The organism is Streptomyces sp. NPDC056361, from assembly GCF_042262805.1.
Classification (GTDB): Bacteria; Actinomycetota; Actinomycetes; order Streptomycetales; family Streptomycetaceae; genus Streptomyces.
Genome location: NZ_JBHJQI010000183.1, coordinates 1 through 14678, shown reverse-complemented (window position 1 = coordinate 14678; position 14678 = coordinate 1). Strand labels below are relative to the sequence as shown.

General features: G+C 72.5%; 12 protein-coding genes and 1 rRNA gene. 6 read left to right on the top strand and 7 right to left on the bottom strand.

Annotated elements, in window-relative coordinates; genetic code table 11:
* Positions 1–101: 101 nt before the first annotated feature.
* A complete protein-coding gene (locus tag ACFCY7_RS36290) occupies positions 102–1265 on the top strand; it encodes a winged helix-turn-helix domain-containing protein (protein ID WP_376490336.1) in 1164 nt (387 codons plus the stop codon).
* Here ACFCY7_RS36290 and ACFCY7_RS36285 read toward each other — a convergent pair.
* From ACFCY7_RS36285 to mtrA, 6 genes are all read right to left on the bottom strand, one after another.
* Complete coding sequence (locus tag ACFCY7_RS36285) at positions 1262–2014, bottom strand: response regulator transcription factor (RefSeq protein WP_073913298.1); 753 nt, start codon at positions 2012–2014, stop codon at positions 1262–1264. The genes ACFCY7_RS36290 and ACFCY7_RS36285 overlap by 4 nt on opposite strands.
* A gap of 212 nt (positions 2015–2226) precedes the next feature.
* Positions 2227–2907, bottom strand: a complete 681-nt coding sequence (hpf, locus tag ACFCY7_RS36280; RefSeq protein WP_366304815.1) for a ribosome hibernation-promoting factor, HPF/YfiA family — start codon at positions 2905–2907, stop codon at positions 2227–2229.
* A 295-nt stretch (positions 2908–3202) separates the two neighbouring features.
* Entirely contained in the window at positions 3203–4006 is an 804-nt protein-coding gene (locus tag ACFCY7_RS36275; RefSeq protein ID WP_376490335.1) for a ComF family protein, read from the bottom strand.
* A gap of 188 nt (positions 4007–4194) precedes the next feature.
* Complete coding sequence (locus ACFCY7_RS36270) at positions 4195–5976, bottom strand: LpqB family beta-propeller domain-containing protein (protein ID WP_376490337.1); 1782 nt, start codon at positions 5974–5976, stop codon at positions 4195–4197.
* Between the two features lie 73 nt (positions 5977–6049).
* Entirely contained in the window at positions 6050–8062 is a 2013-nt protein-coding gene (mtrB, locus tag ACFCY7_RS36265; RefSeq protein WP_376490334.1) for an MtrAB system histidine kinase MtrB, read from the bottom strand.
* Between the two features lies 1 nt (position 8063).
* Positions 8064–8741 (bottom strand): two-component system response regulator MtrA, encoded by a 678-nt coding sequence (gene mtrA, locus ACFCY7_RS36260; RefSeq protein WP_010356958.1) that lies wholly within the window; start codon positions 8739–8741, stop codon positions 8064–8066.
* A gap of 331 nt (positions 8742–9072) precedes the next feature.
* Here mtrA and ACFCY7_RS36255 point away from each other — a divergent pair, with 331 nt between their 5' ends.
* The 5 genes from ACFCY7_RS36255 to ACFCY7_RS36235 are packed head-to-tail and all read left to right on the top strand — an operon-like array spanning position 9073 to position 14477.
* Positions 9073–10287, top strand: coding sequence for a hypothetical protein (locus tag ACFCY7_RS36255; protein WP_376490333.1), 1215 nt, complete (start codon positions 9073–9075; stop codon positions 10285–10287).
* A 4-nt stretch (positions 10288–10291) separates the two neighbouring features.
* A complete protein-coding gene (locus ACFCY7_RS36250; protein ID WP_376490332.1) occupies positions 10292–10987 on the top strand; it encodes a DUF4129 domain-containing protein in 696 nt (231 codons plus the stop codon).
* Positions 10984–12174: a DUF4350 domain-containing protein gene (locus ACFCY7_RS36245; protein ID WP_376490331.1), complete on the top strand. Its 1191-nt coding sequence runs from the start codon at positions 10984–10986 to the stop codon at positions 12172–12174. Before ACFCY7_RS36250 ends, ACFCY7_RS36245 begins: the two co-directional genes overlap by 4 nt.
* Complete coding sequence (locus ACFCY7_RS36240) at positions 12171–13154, top strand: AAA family ATPase (protein WP_376490330.1); 984 nt, start codon at positions 12171–12173, stop codon at positions 13152–13154. The genes ACFCY7_RS36245 and ACFCY7_RS36240 overlap by 4 nt, the downstream gene beginning before the upstream one ends.
* A 12-nt stretch (positions 13155–13166) precedes the next feature.
* On the top strand, positions 13167–14477 hold the full coding sequence (locus ACFCY7_RS36235) for a DUF58 domain-containing protein (protein ID WP_376490329.1): 1311 nt from the start codon (positions 13167–13169) through the stop codon (positions 14475–14477).
* A 96-nt stretch (positions 14478–14573) separates the two neighbouring features.
* Here the strand turns inward: ACFCY7_RS36235 and rrf are convergent.
* Positions 14574–14678: ribosomal RNA gene (rrf, locus tag ACFCY7_RS36230) — 5S ribosomal RNA — on the bottom strand; the annotation flags it as partial.

Here is a 14678-nt window from a genome sequence, read left to right as displayed (position 1 = left end):
GTCACATTCCCGTCGTCGCCCGCGGGGCAGACGGGAATGTGACGACAGGCCCTAGGGCGGGGCAGGGCCGCTTGTCAGTGCCGGGGCCTAGGGTGCGGTCCATGACGACTGCGCCGCGCCCCGCCGCCGAACTGTCCGCCGACGACGCCCGCAGGATCGCGCTGCGCGCCCAGGGGTTCCTGGGCGCTCCCGACCGCAGGGCCGGGGTGCGCGGGGTCCTCAGGTCGCTCGGCCAGGTCCAGCTCGACACCATCTCCGTACTGGCCCGCTCCCACGAGCTGATCCCGTACGCGCGCCTGGGCGCCGTCGGCCGCACGACCGTCGAGGACGCGTACTGGACCGGGGCGCACGCCTTCGAGTACTGGTCGCACGCCGCCTGCGTGCTGCCCGTCGAGGAGTGGCCGCACTTCGCCTTCCGCCGGCGCGCCTACCGCAACCGCCCGCACTGGGGCCACGAGCTGTCGCCCGGGGCGTACGACAAGGTGATCGACCAGCTGCGGGACCAGGGACCGCTGACGGCGACGGAGCTGGGCGGCGCGAAGAACAAGGGCGAGTGGTGGGACTGGTCCGACTCCAAGATCGCCGTCGAGCGGGCGCTGATGTACGGCGAGGTCGTCGTCACGGAGCGGCGCAGCTGGAAGCGGGTGTACGACCTGGCCGAGCGGGCGATCCCGCAGGAGCTGCTCCACGACGACCTGGACGACACCGAGTGCGTGCGACGCCTGGTGCGGCAGGCCGGCGAGGCCCTCGGCGTGGGCACGCGCACGGACATCGCCGACTACCACCGGATCAAGGCCGAGCAGTTCGACGCGGTGGTCGAGGCCTCGGGTCTGGTGCCGGTGACGGTGGCGGGCTGGGGGAAGCCCGCCTGGGCCGATCCGGCGGCCCTGGCGACGGAGCCGCGCGGCCGGCACCGCACGACGCTGCTCTCGCCGTTCGACTCGCTGATCTGGGAACGGCCCCGCACCGAGCGGATCTTCGGCTTCACCCACCGCCTGGAGGCGTACGTGCCGAAGCCGAAGCGGATCCACGGCTACTTCGCGATGCCTGTCCTCGCCGGCGGCCGCCTCGTCGGCCGGGTCGACCCCGCCCGCGAGGGCCGCACCCTCGTCGCCCGCCAGATCACCCTCGACGGCCCCAAGGCCGTCCCCGCCGTCGCCCGGGCACTGCGCGAGGCGGCCGAGTGGGTCGGCTGCGACTCGGTCTCGGTCGAGCGCGTCGACCACCCCGACCTGGCCGCCGCCCTGGTGGCCGCGCTGAACTAGCGGATCTCCAGGATCTTCTCCCGCATCGCGTACACCACGGCCTCCATCCGCGAGTGCAGCTGGAGCTTCTCCAGGATGTTCCGGACGTGGTTCTTCACCGTGTTCTCGGAAATGAAGAGTTCCTTGGCGATGTCCCGGTTGTTCATCCCGGTCGCGACGAGCTTGAGGACCTCGAGCTCGCGGTCGGTGAGCCGGGGCGCGGGCACCAGCCGGCGCTCGTCGGTGCGCTGGATCATCGACTTGAACTCGGTGAGGAGTTTCGACGCCATCGACGGGCTGATCTGCGACTGCCCGTCCGCGACCGCCCGGATCGCCGTCGCGACCTCGTCGGTGGAGATCTCCTTGAGGAGGTAGCCGGTGGCGCCGGCCTTGATCGCGTCGTAGAGGTCGGCCTCCTCGTCGCTGATCGTCAGCATGATGATCTTCGCGCTGGGGGCCACCTCCTTGATGGAGGTGCACGCCTCGATGCCGCCGCGCCGGGGCATGCGTACGTCCATCAGCACGATGTCGGGCAGCAGATCGGCGGCCTTGTCGACGGCCTCGGCACCGTCACCGGCCTCTCCGACGACCTGGATGTCCTCCTCCTGCGCGAGGACGATCTCGAGTCCGCGGCGGAAGAGGGCATGGTCGTCCACGACGAGGACCCGGATCGGCTCTTTGCGGAATGCACCGCTGTCCGATTCCGATCCCTCGGGGACCGCACCACCGTGCTCGCGCCCGCTGAGCACCGGCCCGAAGCTGTCCGCCATCGTTCCTCCCCCTGAAGGCCGTGGCCTGAATTCGTTTCCGGTCCTCCAACCGCTGCTCGGAGAGCACCGGTTGGCGTGCACGCCATGATTTCATGCCCCGGCGGCGCTGGGGTGCTCGATGGACGCACGGGGGTGCCCCTGGGGGGCGCCGTGCGCTCCAGGGGCACCGAATGGGACGGCTGAGGTGTGGGGTGGTGCGGGGCGGCGGCCGGTCAGCCGCCGAGTGCACCGCCGGCGCCGCCGCCCTCGGCGAGCGGGTCGCTCTCCAGGTGGATGACGCCGTAGTCGTACGCGTGTCGCCGGTAGACGACGCTCGGCTGCTTGTTGTCGGAGTCGACGAAGAGGTAGAAGTCGTGGCCGACCAGCTCCATCTCGTAGAGCGCCTGGTCGAGCGTCATGGGGGCGGCCCGGTGGGTCTTCTCACGGACCACCAGCGGGCCCTCGCCCTGGACTTCGATCGAGCCCATCATCGTGGTGGGCACCTTGTCGGGCTCGTCGGCGGCCAGTTGGCCGTCACCGTTGAGCTGGGCGGCGCCGGGCACCACGTCCCCGACCTCCGCTGCCGACAGCCTGCCATTGCCGCGGCGGGTGTACCGCTTGTCGTGCTGCTTGCGCAGTCGTGCCTCGAGCTTGTCGCTGGCGAGGTCGAGCGCTGCGTACGGGTCGCCTGCCGCAGCTTCCGCCCGGATCACCGGGCCTCGGGAGTGGAGGGTGATCTCCACGCGGTCGGACCTGTCGGCCTGCCGCGGGTTGTGCTCCTTGGACACCTCGACGTCGAGGCTGATCACCTTGCCGTCGAGCTTCTGGATCTTCTCCAGCTTCAGCTTCTCGGCCACGTGCTTGCGGAACCGCTCGGGCACCTCGGTCTTGCGGCCCTTGACGACGATGTCCACGCAGAACTCCGTTCCCGGATCGCCCTGGTCGGCTCCTTGGCCGCCGGGGATCTCCCTTTGCACCAGACTCCGGTGGATTACCGGAGCTCGGACTTGGCGACTTTCACCTCCTCCTCCCCAGTCGACAAGATCCCCACCCCATCGACAAGAGGTTAATTCGCCCTGAACTCCTGTCCTGTAGGCGCAACCATGTATTCGGTGAGGCGATGGCGTTCGCCATTCCTCACAACCGAACATAGCCCCTTCGGACGGGTGTCGGCACCCGCTACCGCGACATAGCTCCGTTCGAGTGCTTTCACCACTCACCACCTGCAACGATCCAAGTTCCCGGCGAGTTCCGGTTTATTTCGAACGAGGCTGGAGAGGATGCGATCACAGCCCCTACCCGCTGTTCGAATTCGCGCTGCGCCGAACCGGCCGGTAAGCCGTGCGGTATTCCCCGAATGAACGGCGGGTGTACGCCTCCGAGGGCGCGCGCCGCCTCCGCGAGCGAGGCGCCCGTGGTCATCAGGTCGTCCACGAGGACCACCCTTCCCGCCGTCAGGAGCCGCGCGCCGCCCGGCACGACCTCCAGTGCCCCGGCCAGGTTCGCGAGCCGCCCGCGCGCTCCGAGGCCCGCCTGGTCCGCCACGTACCTCCGCTGGCGCAGCACGGGCACGACCCGCGCCGCCCGCCCCGACCTCCGCAGCCGCGCCGCCGCCGCGAGCGCGATCCGCCGCGTCGGATCGTGCCCACGTGCCCGTACGGAACGTCGTGACGACGGCACCGGTACAAGGAGCAGCGGCGGCCCTCCGAGGCCCTCCTGCACCCCCGCAGCGGCCTCCACGGCCGCGGCGAGCGCTCCCCCCAGAGGCCGGGCCAACGTCAGCGCCCCCCGCTCCTTGTGCGCGAGCAGCAGCTCCCGTACGGCGCCGGCATACGGCGCGGCAGCATGCACCACCGGCAGCCCGACGGGCTCGGGCGAGGGCCGCACCCGACTCGTCCCCGTACCCCGCAGCTCGGCCGCACACGACGGACACACCTCCGCCCGCGGCCTGCCGCAGCCTCCGCAGGCGACCGGCAGCACCAGCCCGGCGATCTCCCGCCACCACCCCCGCATGGCTCCACTCTGCGCCTCCCGGCGCCCCTCGGCCACCCCTGTGGAAAACCCCGCGCCCCTCCGGAGTACGTCAGGTGCCGACCCCCAGGCCCCACCCCGAAACCTGCTGGGCCCTCTCGGTCTCCGGCGGAAAACCACCCCGTCGGATCCCGCCTATCCCGCCAAACCCGCCGATCCCTCCGACCCCGCTACCCCGGATAGACCGGCGAGCCCCCCGTCTTGACCACCGGCTGCCAGTTGGTCCCCGGGACGAGGCGGACGATGCCGTCGCTGCCGGAGTCGGCGACGACGGGCGTCTTGTCGTTCTGCGGGGCGGCGACGGAGGTCACCCCGTCGAGACCGGGCAGGACCGAGGTCGCCGATGTCGAGCCGTCGGTCTGGAGGTAGCGGATCTGCTGGACGCCGCCCGCTTCCCTGCCGACCACGACGAGCCGGCTCGGGCCGGCCCAGGAGACGGCCGTGACGGACTCCATCCGGGGCGTGGCGGGCTGGAGGTCGAGGACGGAGACGACCCGCTCGTCACCTGCCGTCTGGCGCTGGACCCGGCCGATCTGCAGGGTCGTGCGCTCGCCGCGGGTGACCACCAGCGCGATCCGGACGCCGTCCGCGGAGACCCGCAGCGACTCGATCCGGGCGTCGTCGTCCAACCAGGGCGTACGGACCTCGACGGGGTCGCCGGTGCCGTCGGGCACCATCCAGAGGCGCGGCGAGGCGGGGTCCCGGTCGGCGACCCACAGATCGCCGCGGCCGTCCCAGCTGGGCGCGGACAGCCGGTCCTCGGGCCGGGCGGCCTTGCTCCTGAGGATCGCGGCCGGCATGTCCTGCTCGGTGGTGATCGAGGAGACGTACAGCTCACGGCCGGTCGCCCCGACCCCGGCGGCCCGGGTCTCGCCCCGGTCGACGGCGACGGACCTGAGCTGCACGCCGCTCTTGCCGAGCGGCCCCGCCACTTCGGTGGGCGTGGCGGACTCCTTGGCGCCGACCATCAGCATCATCAGCTTGCCGTGGCTGTCGACGAAGTACGGGTTCTCCCCGCGGTCCGCGTTGCGGACGGCGGCGAACTCGGCCGCCTGCCCCTTGCCCAGCCGGCACAGCGACTGGCCGCCGGACCCGAGGAGCTCCACCTGCTCGACCCGTACGGAGGTCAGGTCACCGAGCGTGAAGAGCAGCTGCGCGGCCATCCGGCGGCAGGCGTCGCCGCCCGCCCGGTCCGCCTTGGCGTTGAGCGGCACGCGCAGCGTGGACTGGTCGTCGGGCGCCAGCGTGGTGACGCCCTCCTTCAGCTCCGTCCCGGAGAGGAACGACGAGTCGACGGCGGGCTTCAGCCAGTTCGTCGGTCCTTCGAGCAGCGCCTTGACCGTCTGCGTCACCGGATCCATCCGGGTGACCGGGTCCTGCCGCTGCCGGATGTAGACGGGGTCGGCGACGACCCAGTCCTCCCCGGAGGCGAAGTAGTACTTGTTGACCGAGCGGTAGTTGCGCAGGAAGTCGGCCTCGCCGAGCACCAGGCCGGGCGGGAGGCTGTCGATGCGCCACTCCTTGCCCTTGCCGTTCGCCGTGGGCTGCTGCACGACGTGGATCGACTGGACGTACTCGGCGGGACTGACCGGCTGGTACGCGTGCCGGGCGTCCACGGTGGCGATCTTGCGCCCGGAGAGCGGGTAGGCGCGGCCCTGGTTCTCGGGGTCGGCATTGCGGTCGGCAGGTTCGCGGTCGGGCGCGGTGGTGAGCACGGTGATGCTCTGCTCCGGCTTCCAGCTCCGCGCGGCCCTGTTCGTCAGGTACTTGCGGGCGGTGGCGAAGCCCGGGTCGTCACTGGTCATGGCTTCGAGGAAGCCGTCGACGATCTCGTCCGGTTCGGCGTTGTCGCGGGGCGCGACGGCGTAGACCCGTACCTGCGAGTCGCCCTGGTTGGCCCCCTTCACCGCCTGGACGTCACCGCTGTCGGGCATCGTCGCGCAGGCGGTCATGAGGAGCCCGCCGCACGCGGCCAGCACGACCACCCGCGTCACCCGTCCCCGCCCCGCGTGCTCCACTCGGGAGTCAGCGCCCACGTGTCCCGTCCTCCCGCTCCGCGTTCCCGTTCCCACCGGCCCCCGCCGTGGTCGTCTCGCCGCCGTCGGTCTCCGTGGCCGCGCGCGCGACCACCCGCGCACCGCTGCCGGGCAGGGCCGTCGGGTCGACGGTCGCCCGCGACGGCGCGGGCAGCCTCGGCGGTACGGGGAGCGGGGGCCGCTCCCCGGCGGGCTGCGCCGGGACCCGGCGCGCGTTCTCCTGGGCACGCCCGGCGGCCGCCTGCTCGCGGTTGCGCCGCGAGTCCTCGGGCTCCAGCGGGATCGGGGAGCCCCGCAGCGGCTCGTCCGCGGTGCGCGGCAGGGTCAGCCGGAACTGCGAACCGCCACCGGGCTCGCCCCAGGCCTGGAGCCAGCCGCCGTGCAGCCGGGCGTCCTCGACGGCGATCGACAGGCCGAGGCCCGTGCCGCCGGTGGTGCGCGCGCGGGCGGGGTCGGCGCGCCAGAAGCGGTTGAAGACCCGGGTGGCCTCGCCCGGCTTGAGTCCGACGCCGTAGTCGCGGACGGCGACGGCGACGGCTCCGCCCGCGGCGGCCAGCTTCACCACCACGTCGCGGCCCTCGCCGTGCTCGACGGCGTTGACGACGAGGTTGCGCAGCACCCGCTCGACCCGGCGGGCGTCCGCCTCGGCCACCACGGGCTGCTTGTCGCCGACGACCACGATCCGGGTGCCCTTGCGCTCGGCGAGGGGTTCGGCACCGCCGATCACCCGCCGGACGACCTGGCGCAGGTCTATCGGCTCGGCCTCCAGCGCCGCCGCTCCCGCGTCGAAGCGGCTGATCTCCAGGAGGTCGGAGAGCAGCGACTCGAAGCGGTCGAGCTGGTCGCCGAGGAGCTCGGCGGAACGCGCGGTCACGGGGTCGAAGTCGACCCGCGCCTCGTGGATGACGTCGGCCGCCATCCGGACCGTGGTCAGCGGGGTGCGCAGCTCGTGCGACACGTCCGAGACGAACCGCCGCTGCATCCGCGACAGCTCCTCCAGCTGCTGGATCTTCAGCTGGAGGCTCTGCGCCATCTTGTTGAAGGCCTCGCCGAGCCGCGCGATGTCGTCCTCGCCGGTGACCTTCATCCGTTCCTGGAGCCGGCCGGCGGAGAGCCGCTCGGCGATCCCCGCGGCCATCCGTACGGGGGTGACGACCTGGCGCACCATGAGCCAGGCGATGGCGCCGAGCAGGACGACGACGAACAGTCCGGCGGTCGCGAGCGTGCCCTTGACCAGGGTGAGGGAGTCCTCCTCCTGCGTCAGCGGGAAGAGGTAGTACAGCTCGTACTGCTTGCCCTCGGCGTCGTTGAGCCGCTTGCCGATCACGAGCCCGCGCTCGGACGCCTTGCCGCTGGTGTAGTGGATCCGGGTGGACTGCTGGAAGGTGTCCGTGCCCTGGGCCACGGAGTGGCGCAGTTCGGCCGGGATGCTCGTGGTCGGGTCGACCTCGCCGGAGGCGCGGGCACCGCGGCTCGCGGCCTCACCGGTTTCGAGGGAGAGCGCGACCACGTTGAAGGCGCTCTGGCCACCGCTGGCGAGTTGCTCGACCAGCGTGGAGCGCCAGTTCACGGACGCGCCCGCCCGGACGCCTTCCTGCTGGCCGGGGGCCGAGGACGTGGTCGCCGCCCGGTCCTGGGCGGCGGAGAACCCGCCGGCGGCCTGGCTCTGGGCGGCCTTCTCCTTGGCTTCGAACAGGCCGTTGCGAACCTGCCCGATCACGACGATGCCGAGCAGCAGCACCACGCCGAGCGACATCAGCAGGGTGCCGGCGACGACCCGCAGCTGGATGTTCCGCCGCCACAGCCGCAGGGCGGGCAGCAGCGGGCGGCGCACCCAGCGCACGAAGAGCCGGAAGACGGTTCCTCCCGGCGTCCCGCCCTGGAGGAGCCGTCCGCCGCGCGGCAGACGGCCGGAACGCGAGCCCCCCCGCCCCGGTCCGGCAGTCCGCCCCGTACGGACTCCCGGATCCCCGGGCTTCGGAGCAGTACTGCCTGCACTCATGTCAGCTCGGTCCCGCCTTGTAACCGACACCACGGACGGTCACCACGATCTCCGGGCGCTCCGGGTCCTTCTCGACCTTCGAGCGCAGCCGCTGGACGTGCACGTTCACCAGCCGGGTGTCGGCCGCGTGCCGGTAACCCCAGACCTGCTCCAGCAGGACCTCACGGGTGAAGACCTGCCACGGCTTGCGCGCCAGCGCGACGAGCAGGTCGAACTCGAGCGGGGTCAGGGCGATGGACTGCCCGTCCCGCTTCACGGAGTGCCCGGCCACGTCGATGACCAGGTCACCGATGGTCAGCTGCTCCGGCGCCGGCTCCTCGGACCTCCGCAGCCGCGCCCGGATACGGGCGACGAGCTCCTTCGGCTTGAACGGCTTCACGATGTAGTCGTCGGCGCCGGACTCCAGGCCCACCACCACGTCCACCGTGTCGCTCTTGGCCGTGAGCATGACGATCGGCACACCCGACTCGGCCCTGATCAGGCGGCACACCTCGATGCCGTCCCGTCCGGGCAGCATCAAGTCGAGCAGCACCAGGTCAGGCTTGGCCTCCCGAAATGCGGCAAGCGCCTTGTCACCGTCCGCGACGAACGACGGCTCGAACCCTTCACCCCGCAGCACGATGCCGAGCATCTCGGCCAGTGCGGTGTCGTCGTCGACGACAAGAACGCGTCCCTTCATATCGACATCATCCCATTAGCCAATCGTTACCTGCCGTGACCTGCCCCACAGCGCCTCCCCCAGCTCGGGTCGCGATCTTGCCGACCGCACCCCGTTCGGCCCGTCACCGCACGGATCGTGCGGCCTCATCGGGCATCCGCACAGTGTGCCGCCTGCCGCTCGCACAATGAAGGTCCGGATGAAGGTACGAACGAGTCGGCGGCCCCCGCCCGCCGGTGAGCCCCGCGTGGCACGATGGCACCCGGCCCGCCGCCGTGTCAGGTGTCGGCCGCCGTGACCGAGCCGGTTTCGCCGATCCGGCACCGCGACCATTCCTCCGAGGTGGACGACCGTGAACGACACTCCGGGCTGGACCTCGCCCGGATCCGCCCCCTCCGACGGCCAGGACGGCTCCGGGGTTCCCCGGCCCGCCGCTCCGGCCGACGCGAACGGCTCCGCCCCCCAGTGGTCGAAGGACCAGCCGCCCGCCGGCCAGTGGTCCCCGCCCACCGGACAGACGCCGCCGCCCGCCGCCGGCCAGAACTGGGGAGCTCCGCCCCCTCATGTGAACTGGGGCAGGCCGCCGGCCGCGAAGCCCGGCGTGATCCCGCTGCGCCCGCTCGGCATGGGCGAGATCCTCGACGGGGCGGCGAAGACGCTCCGCACCTACTGGCGCACGGTGCTCACCATCACGGTCACGGTCGCGGTGATCTCCCAGATCGCCGACATCCTGGCCCAGCGGTATCTCGTCCCCGCGCCCGAGGCGATCAGCCCGGACGCCACACCCGCCGAACAGCTCCAGCAGTCCCTGGAGTCGTTCCAGTCCTCGCTGATCGGCCTGGGCCCGTCCCTGCTGGTCACGCTGATGGCGTCCACGGTCAGCGCGGCCCTGCTGACCGTCGTCATCAGCCGCGCCGTCCTGGGCCGCCCGGTCACGCTGAGCTCCGCCTGGCAGGAGGCCCGCCCCCGCCTGCTCCAGCTGATCGGACTGACCCTGCTCACGGCCGGACTGGGCGCGGCCGTCGTCTGCGCCGGTCTCCTCCCGGGGCTCCTGATCGGTGGCGCCCCCGGCGTGGCGCTCGTCGTCCTCGGCGGCCTCGGCGCCATGGCGGCCGCCGTCTGGCTGGTGATCCGCTTCAACCTCGCCTCTCCCGCCCTGATGCTCGAACGCCAGGGCGTGATCCGGTCGATGAAGCGCTCGGCCAAGCTGGTGCAGGGCTCGTGGTGGCGGATCTTCGGGATCACGCTGCTCACCCAGCTGCTGATCTTCCTCTTCGTCATGATCATCGCGATCCCGTTCACCATCGTCGGCATCGCGGCCGACGGCGACGGCTTCTCGGGCCTCCTCTCCGGCACGCCCACCTCCTTCGGCTGGCCGTTCCTGATCATCACGGGCATCGGCGGCGTGATCACCAGCGCGGTGACCTTCCCGATCTCCGCCGGCGTGACCGTCCTGCTCTACATCGACCAGCGCATCCGCCGCGAAGCCCTGGACCTCGAACTGGCCCGGGCCGCCGGACTCCCCGGCTACGACTCCGCCCCCGGCGACCGCACCGTCGGAGGCTGATGCCGTGACGGTCACGGGGGGAACGACCGCGGCACCGCCGACACGACTGCTCGCCGACGACGGCGTACCGGTGGACATCTCCCGCCTCCCCGCCCGCGAGGCGGCGGAGCGGGAGCTGTCCGATCCGGCGTACCACCAGAACGATCCGAGCCTCCTCCAGCGCGGCCTCGACCGCTTCTGGGAGTGGCTCGACGACCTGTTCGGCGCCGTGTCGGGCGCCACCCCGGGCGGCGCCATCGGCGTCGCCGCCGTCGTCCTGGTCGTGATCGCCCTCGTCGCCGCCCTCTGGTGGCGCCTGGGCACCCCGCACCGGACCGCCGGCACCACCGGGGACTCCCTCTTCGCCGACGGCCCCCGCACCGCCCGCGAGCACCGCTCTGCCGCCGCCCGCCACGCCTCCGCGGGCCGCTGGAACGAGGCGGTCCAGGAACGGATGCGGGCCATCGTCCGCTCCCTGGAGGAGCGCACCCTGCTCGACCCCCGCCCCGGCCGCACCGCCGACGAGGCCGCCGCCGAGGCGGGCCGTTCCCTGCCCTCCCGCGCGGACGACCTCCGCCTCGCGGCCCGCGCCTTCGACGACGTCACATACGGCGGCCGCACCGCCGACGAACCCGCGTACCGCCGCGTCGAAGCACTCGACACCGCCCTCGAGCGCACCCGCCCCACCCTCGACGCGGCCTCCACGGAGGCTCCCGCATGAGCCGCGCGGCCACCGCCCCCACGTCGACGGCCCCCTCCGCCCGCCGGGTCTGGACCCGGGTCCGCAGCGCCGCCCTGGTCGTCGCCCTCGTCCTGATCGGCGGCATCGCCCTCGCGACCATGCGCTCCGGCGACGCCCACGGCGCCCTCGACCCCCGCTCCGCCGACCCTTCCGGCAGCCGCGCCGTCGCCGAACTCCTCAAGGCCCGAGGCGTCACGATCACCGTGGCCACCACCCTCGACGAGGCCACGGCCGCGACCGACCCCGCCTCCACGCTCCTGGTCACCACCCCCGACCTCCTGACGGGCACCCAGCAGGCCACCCTCCACGCGACCATGGCCCGCTCCACCGGCCGTACCGTCCTCGTCGGCGCGGGCACGGCCTCCCTCGACACCCTGGCCCCCGGCATCACTGCCGCCACCAGCGCCTCCGTACGGAACCTCGCCCCGTCCTGCGCCCTTCCCGCCGCCACCCGCGCCGGCAGCGTCGACCTCGGCGGCGAGCGCTACCTCACCTCCCCCGGCACCACCGCCGACACGTGCTACCCCTCCGACGGCCTGCCGACCCTGGTCCGCCTCCCCGGCCCCGGCACCACGGACACGGTCCTCATCGGCTCGCCCGACATCCTGTCCAACAACCGTCTCGACCAGCAGGGCAACGCCTCGCTCGCCCTCCAACTCCTCGGCTCCCGGCCCCATCTCGTCTGGTACCTCCCCTCCCTCGCCGACACCTCGGCCACCACCGACGACACCCCGGACAGCTTCTTCTCCCTCATCCCCTCCGGCTGGCTGTGGGGCACCCTCCAACTCGCCTTCGCGGCCCTGCTCGCCGCCATCTGGCGCGGCCGCCGCCTCGGCCCCCTGGTGACCGAACGACTCCCGGTCGCCCTCCGCGCCTCCGAAGCCACCGAGGGCCGCGCCCGCCTCTACCGCAAGGCCGACGCCCGCGACCGCGCCGCCACCGTCCTGCGCACCGCGACCCGCGCCCGCCTCGCCCCCCTGCTCGGCGTCGCCCGCCAGGACGCCCACTCCCCCGAGCGCCTCCTCCCCGCACTCTCCGCCCGCCTCCCGGGCACCACCGCGGACCCCCGCACCCTCCTCTTCGGCCCGGCTCCCGCCGACGACGCCGCCCTCATCCGCCTGGCGGACCAACTCGACGCCCTCGAAAGAGAGGTACGCACCTCATGAGCGCCCCGACCCCCGAGACCGCTACGGACTCGGACAGCGCCCGCGCCTCCCTGGAGGCCCTGCGCACCGAGATCGCGAAGGCCGTGGTCGGCCAGGACCCCGCCGTCACCGGTCTCGTCGTCGCCCTGCTCTGCCGGGGACACGTCCTCCTCGAAGGCGTCCCCGGAGTCGCCAAGACCCTGCTGGTCCGCTCGCTCGCCGCCGCCCTCGAACTCGACACCAAGCGCGTCCAGTTCACCCCCGACCTGATGCCGAGCGACGTCACCGGCTCCCTGGTCTACGACACCCGGACCGCAGAGTTCTCCTTCCAGCCCGGCCCGGTGTTCACCAACCTGCTGCTCGCCGACGAGATCAACCGCACGCCCCCGAAGACCCAGTCCTCCCTCCTGGAGGCGATGGAGGAACGCCAGGTCACCGTCGACGGCACTCCCCGCGCCCTGCCCGAGCCGTTCCTGGTCGCCGCGACCCAGAACCCCGTCGAGTACGAGGGCACCTACCCTCTCCCTGAGGCCCAACTGGACCGGTTCCTGCTCAAACTGACGGTCCCTCTGCCCTCGCGCGCGGACGAGATCCAGGTCCTCACCCGTCACGCCGAAGGCTTCGACCCCCGCGACCTGAAGGCCGCCGGCGTCCGCCCCGTCGCGGGCCCCGCCGAGCTGGAAGCAGCCCGAGCCGCCGTCGCCAAGGTCTCGGTCTCCCCCGAGATCGCCGGCTATGTCGTCGATATCTGTCGTGCCACGCGTGAATCCCCCTCGCTCACGCTCGGGGTCTCTCCCCGAGGCGCCACCGCCCTGCTCTCCACCGCCCGCGCCTGGGCCTGGCTCACCGGCCGGGACTACGTCACCCCGGACGACGTGAAGGCACTCGCTCTCCCCACCCTGCGTCATCGCATCCACCTGCGGCCCGAGGCCGAGATGGAGGGGGTCACCCCCGACTCCGTCATCAACTCGATCCTCGCCCACGTCCCCGTACCCCGCTGAGAACGGCGCCCCATGGCCCTCACCGGACGCACCGCGCTGCTCGCCGCCCTCGGATCGCTCCCCGTCGGCCTCCTCGCCCCCAGCTGGGCGGGGATGCTCGCGGTGAACGCGCCGCTCTCACTAGCAATTCTGTGCGACTACGCCCTGGCGGCGCCAGTACGAAAGCTGCAATTCACCCGAAGCGGTGACACATCCGTTCGACTCGGTGACGCGGCAGATGTCCGACTCACCGTCACCAACCCGTCCCGCAGGCCCCTTCGTGCCCAGATCCGCGACGCCTGGCCGCCCAGCAGCTGGCTCCCCGGCACCGAACACGCCGCGTCCCGCCACACACTGAAGGTCCCCGCCGGCGAACGCCGCCGCCTCGCCACGGCCCTCCACCCCACGCGCCGCGGCGACCGCCACGCCGAACGGATCACCATCCGCTCGTACGGCCCCCTCGGCCTCGCGGCCCGCCAGGGCAACCACGAGGTCCCCTGGACGGTCCGCGTCCTCCCGCCCTTCACCAGCCGCAAGCACCTGCCGTCCCGCCTAGCCCGGCTCCGCGAACTCGACGGCCGCACCAGCGTTCTGATCCGCGGTGAGGGCACGGAGTTCGACAGTCTCCGCGAATACGTCCCCGGCGACGACACCCGCTCGATCGACTGGCGGGCCACGGCTCGACAGAACACGGTCGCCGTCCGCACCTGGCGCCCGGAACGCGACCGGCACATCCTCATCGTCCTCGACACCGGCCGCACCTCCGCGGGCCGCGTCGGCGACGTCCCCCGCCTCGACGCCTCCATGGACGCGGCCCTGCTCCTCACCGCGCTCGCCTCCCGCGCCGGTGACCGCGTGGACCTCCTCGCCTACGACCGCCGCCTCCGCGCCCAGGTCCAGGGCCGATCCGCCGGCGACGCCCTCCCGGCCGTGGTCAACGCCCTCGCCCCCCTCGAACCCGAGCTGGTCGAGACGGACGCCCGCGGCCTCGCCGCGACCGCCCTCACCCGCGCCCCGCGCCGCTCCCTCATCGTGCTGCTCACGAGCCTCGACGCCGCCCCGATCGAGGAAGGCCTCCTCCCGGTCCTCCCTCAGCTCACACAGCGCCACACGGTCCTGGTGGCCTCCGTGGCCGATCCCCACATCGCCCGCATGGCGGCGTCTCGCGGCACCATCGACGGCGTGTACGAGGCCGCCGCAGCCACCCAGACCCAGTCGCAGCGGTCCCGCACCGCCGACCAGCTCCACCGCCACGGCGTCACCGTCGTCGACGCCTCCCCTGAAACCCTCGCCCCCGCCCTGGCCGACGCCTACCTCGCGCTCAAAGCAGCCGGCCGCCTCTGACCACGACAACCACCCATACGGCTCCCGAAAGGGATTCCGTCCCGTAAACGCAGAAAAGCCCCGCACCATGAGGTGCGGGGCTTTCCCACAATGATTGTTCGGCGGTGTCCTACTCTCCCACAGGGTCCCCCCTGCAGTACCATCGGCGCTGAAAGGCTTAGCTTCCGGGTTCGGAATGTAACCGGGCGTATCCCTAACGCT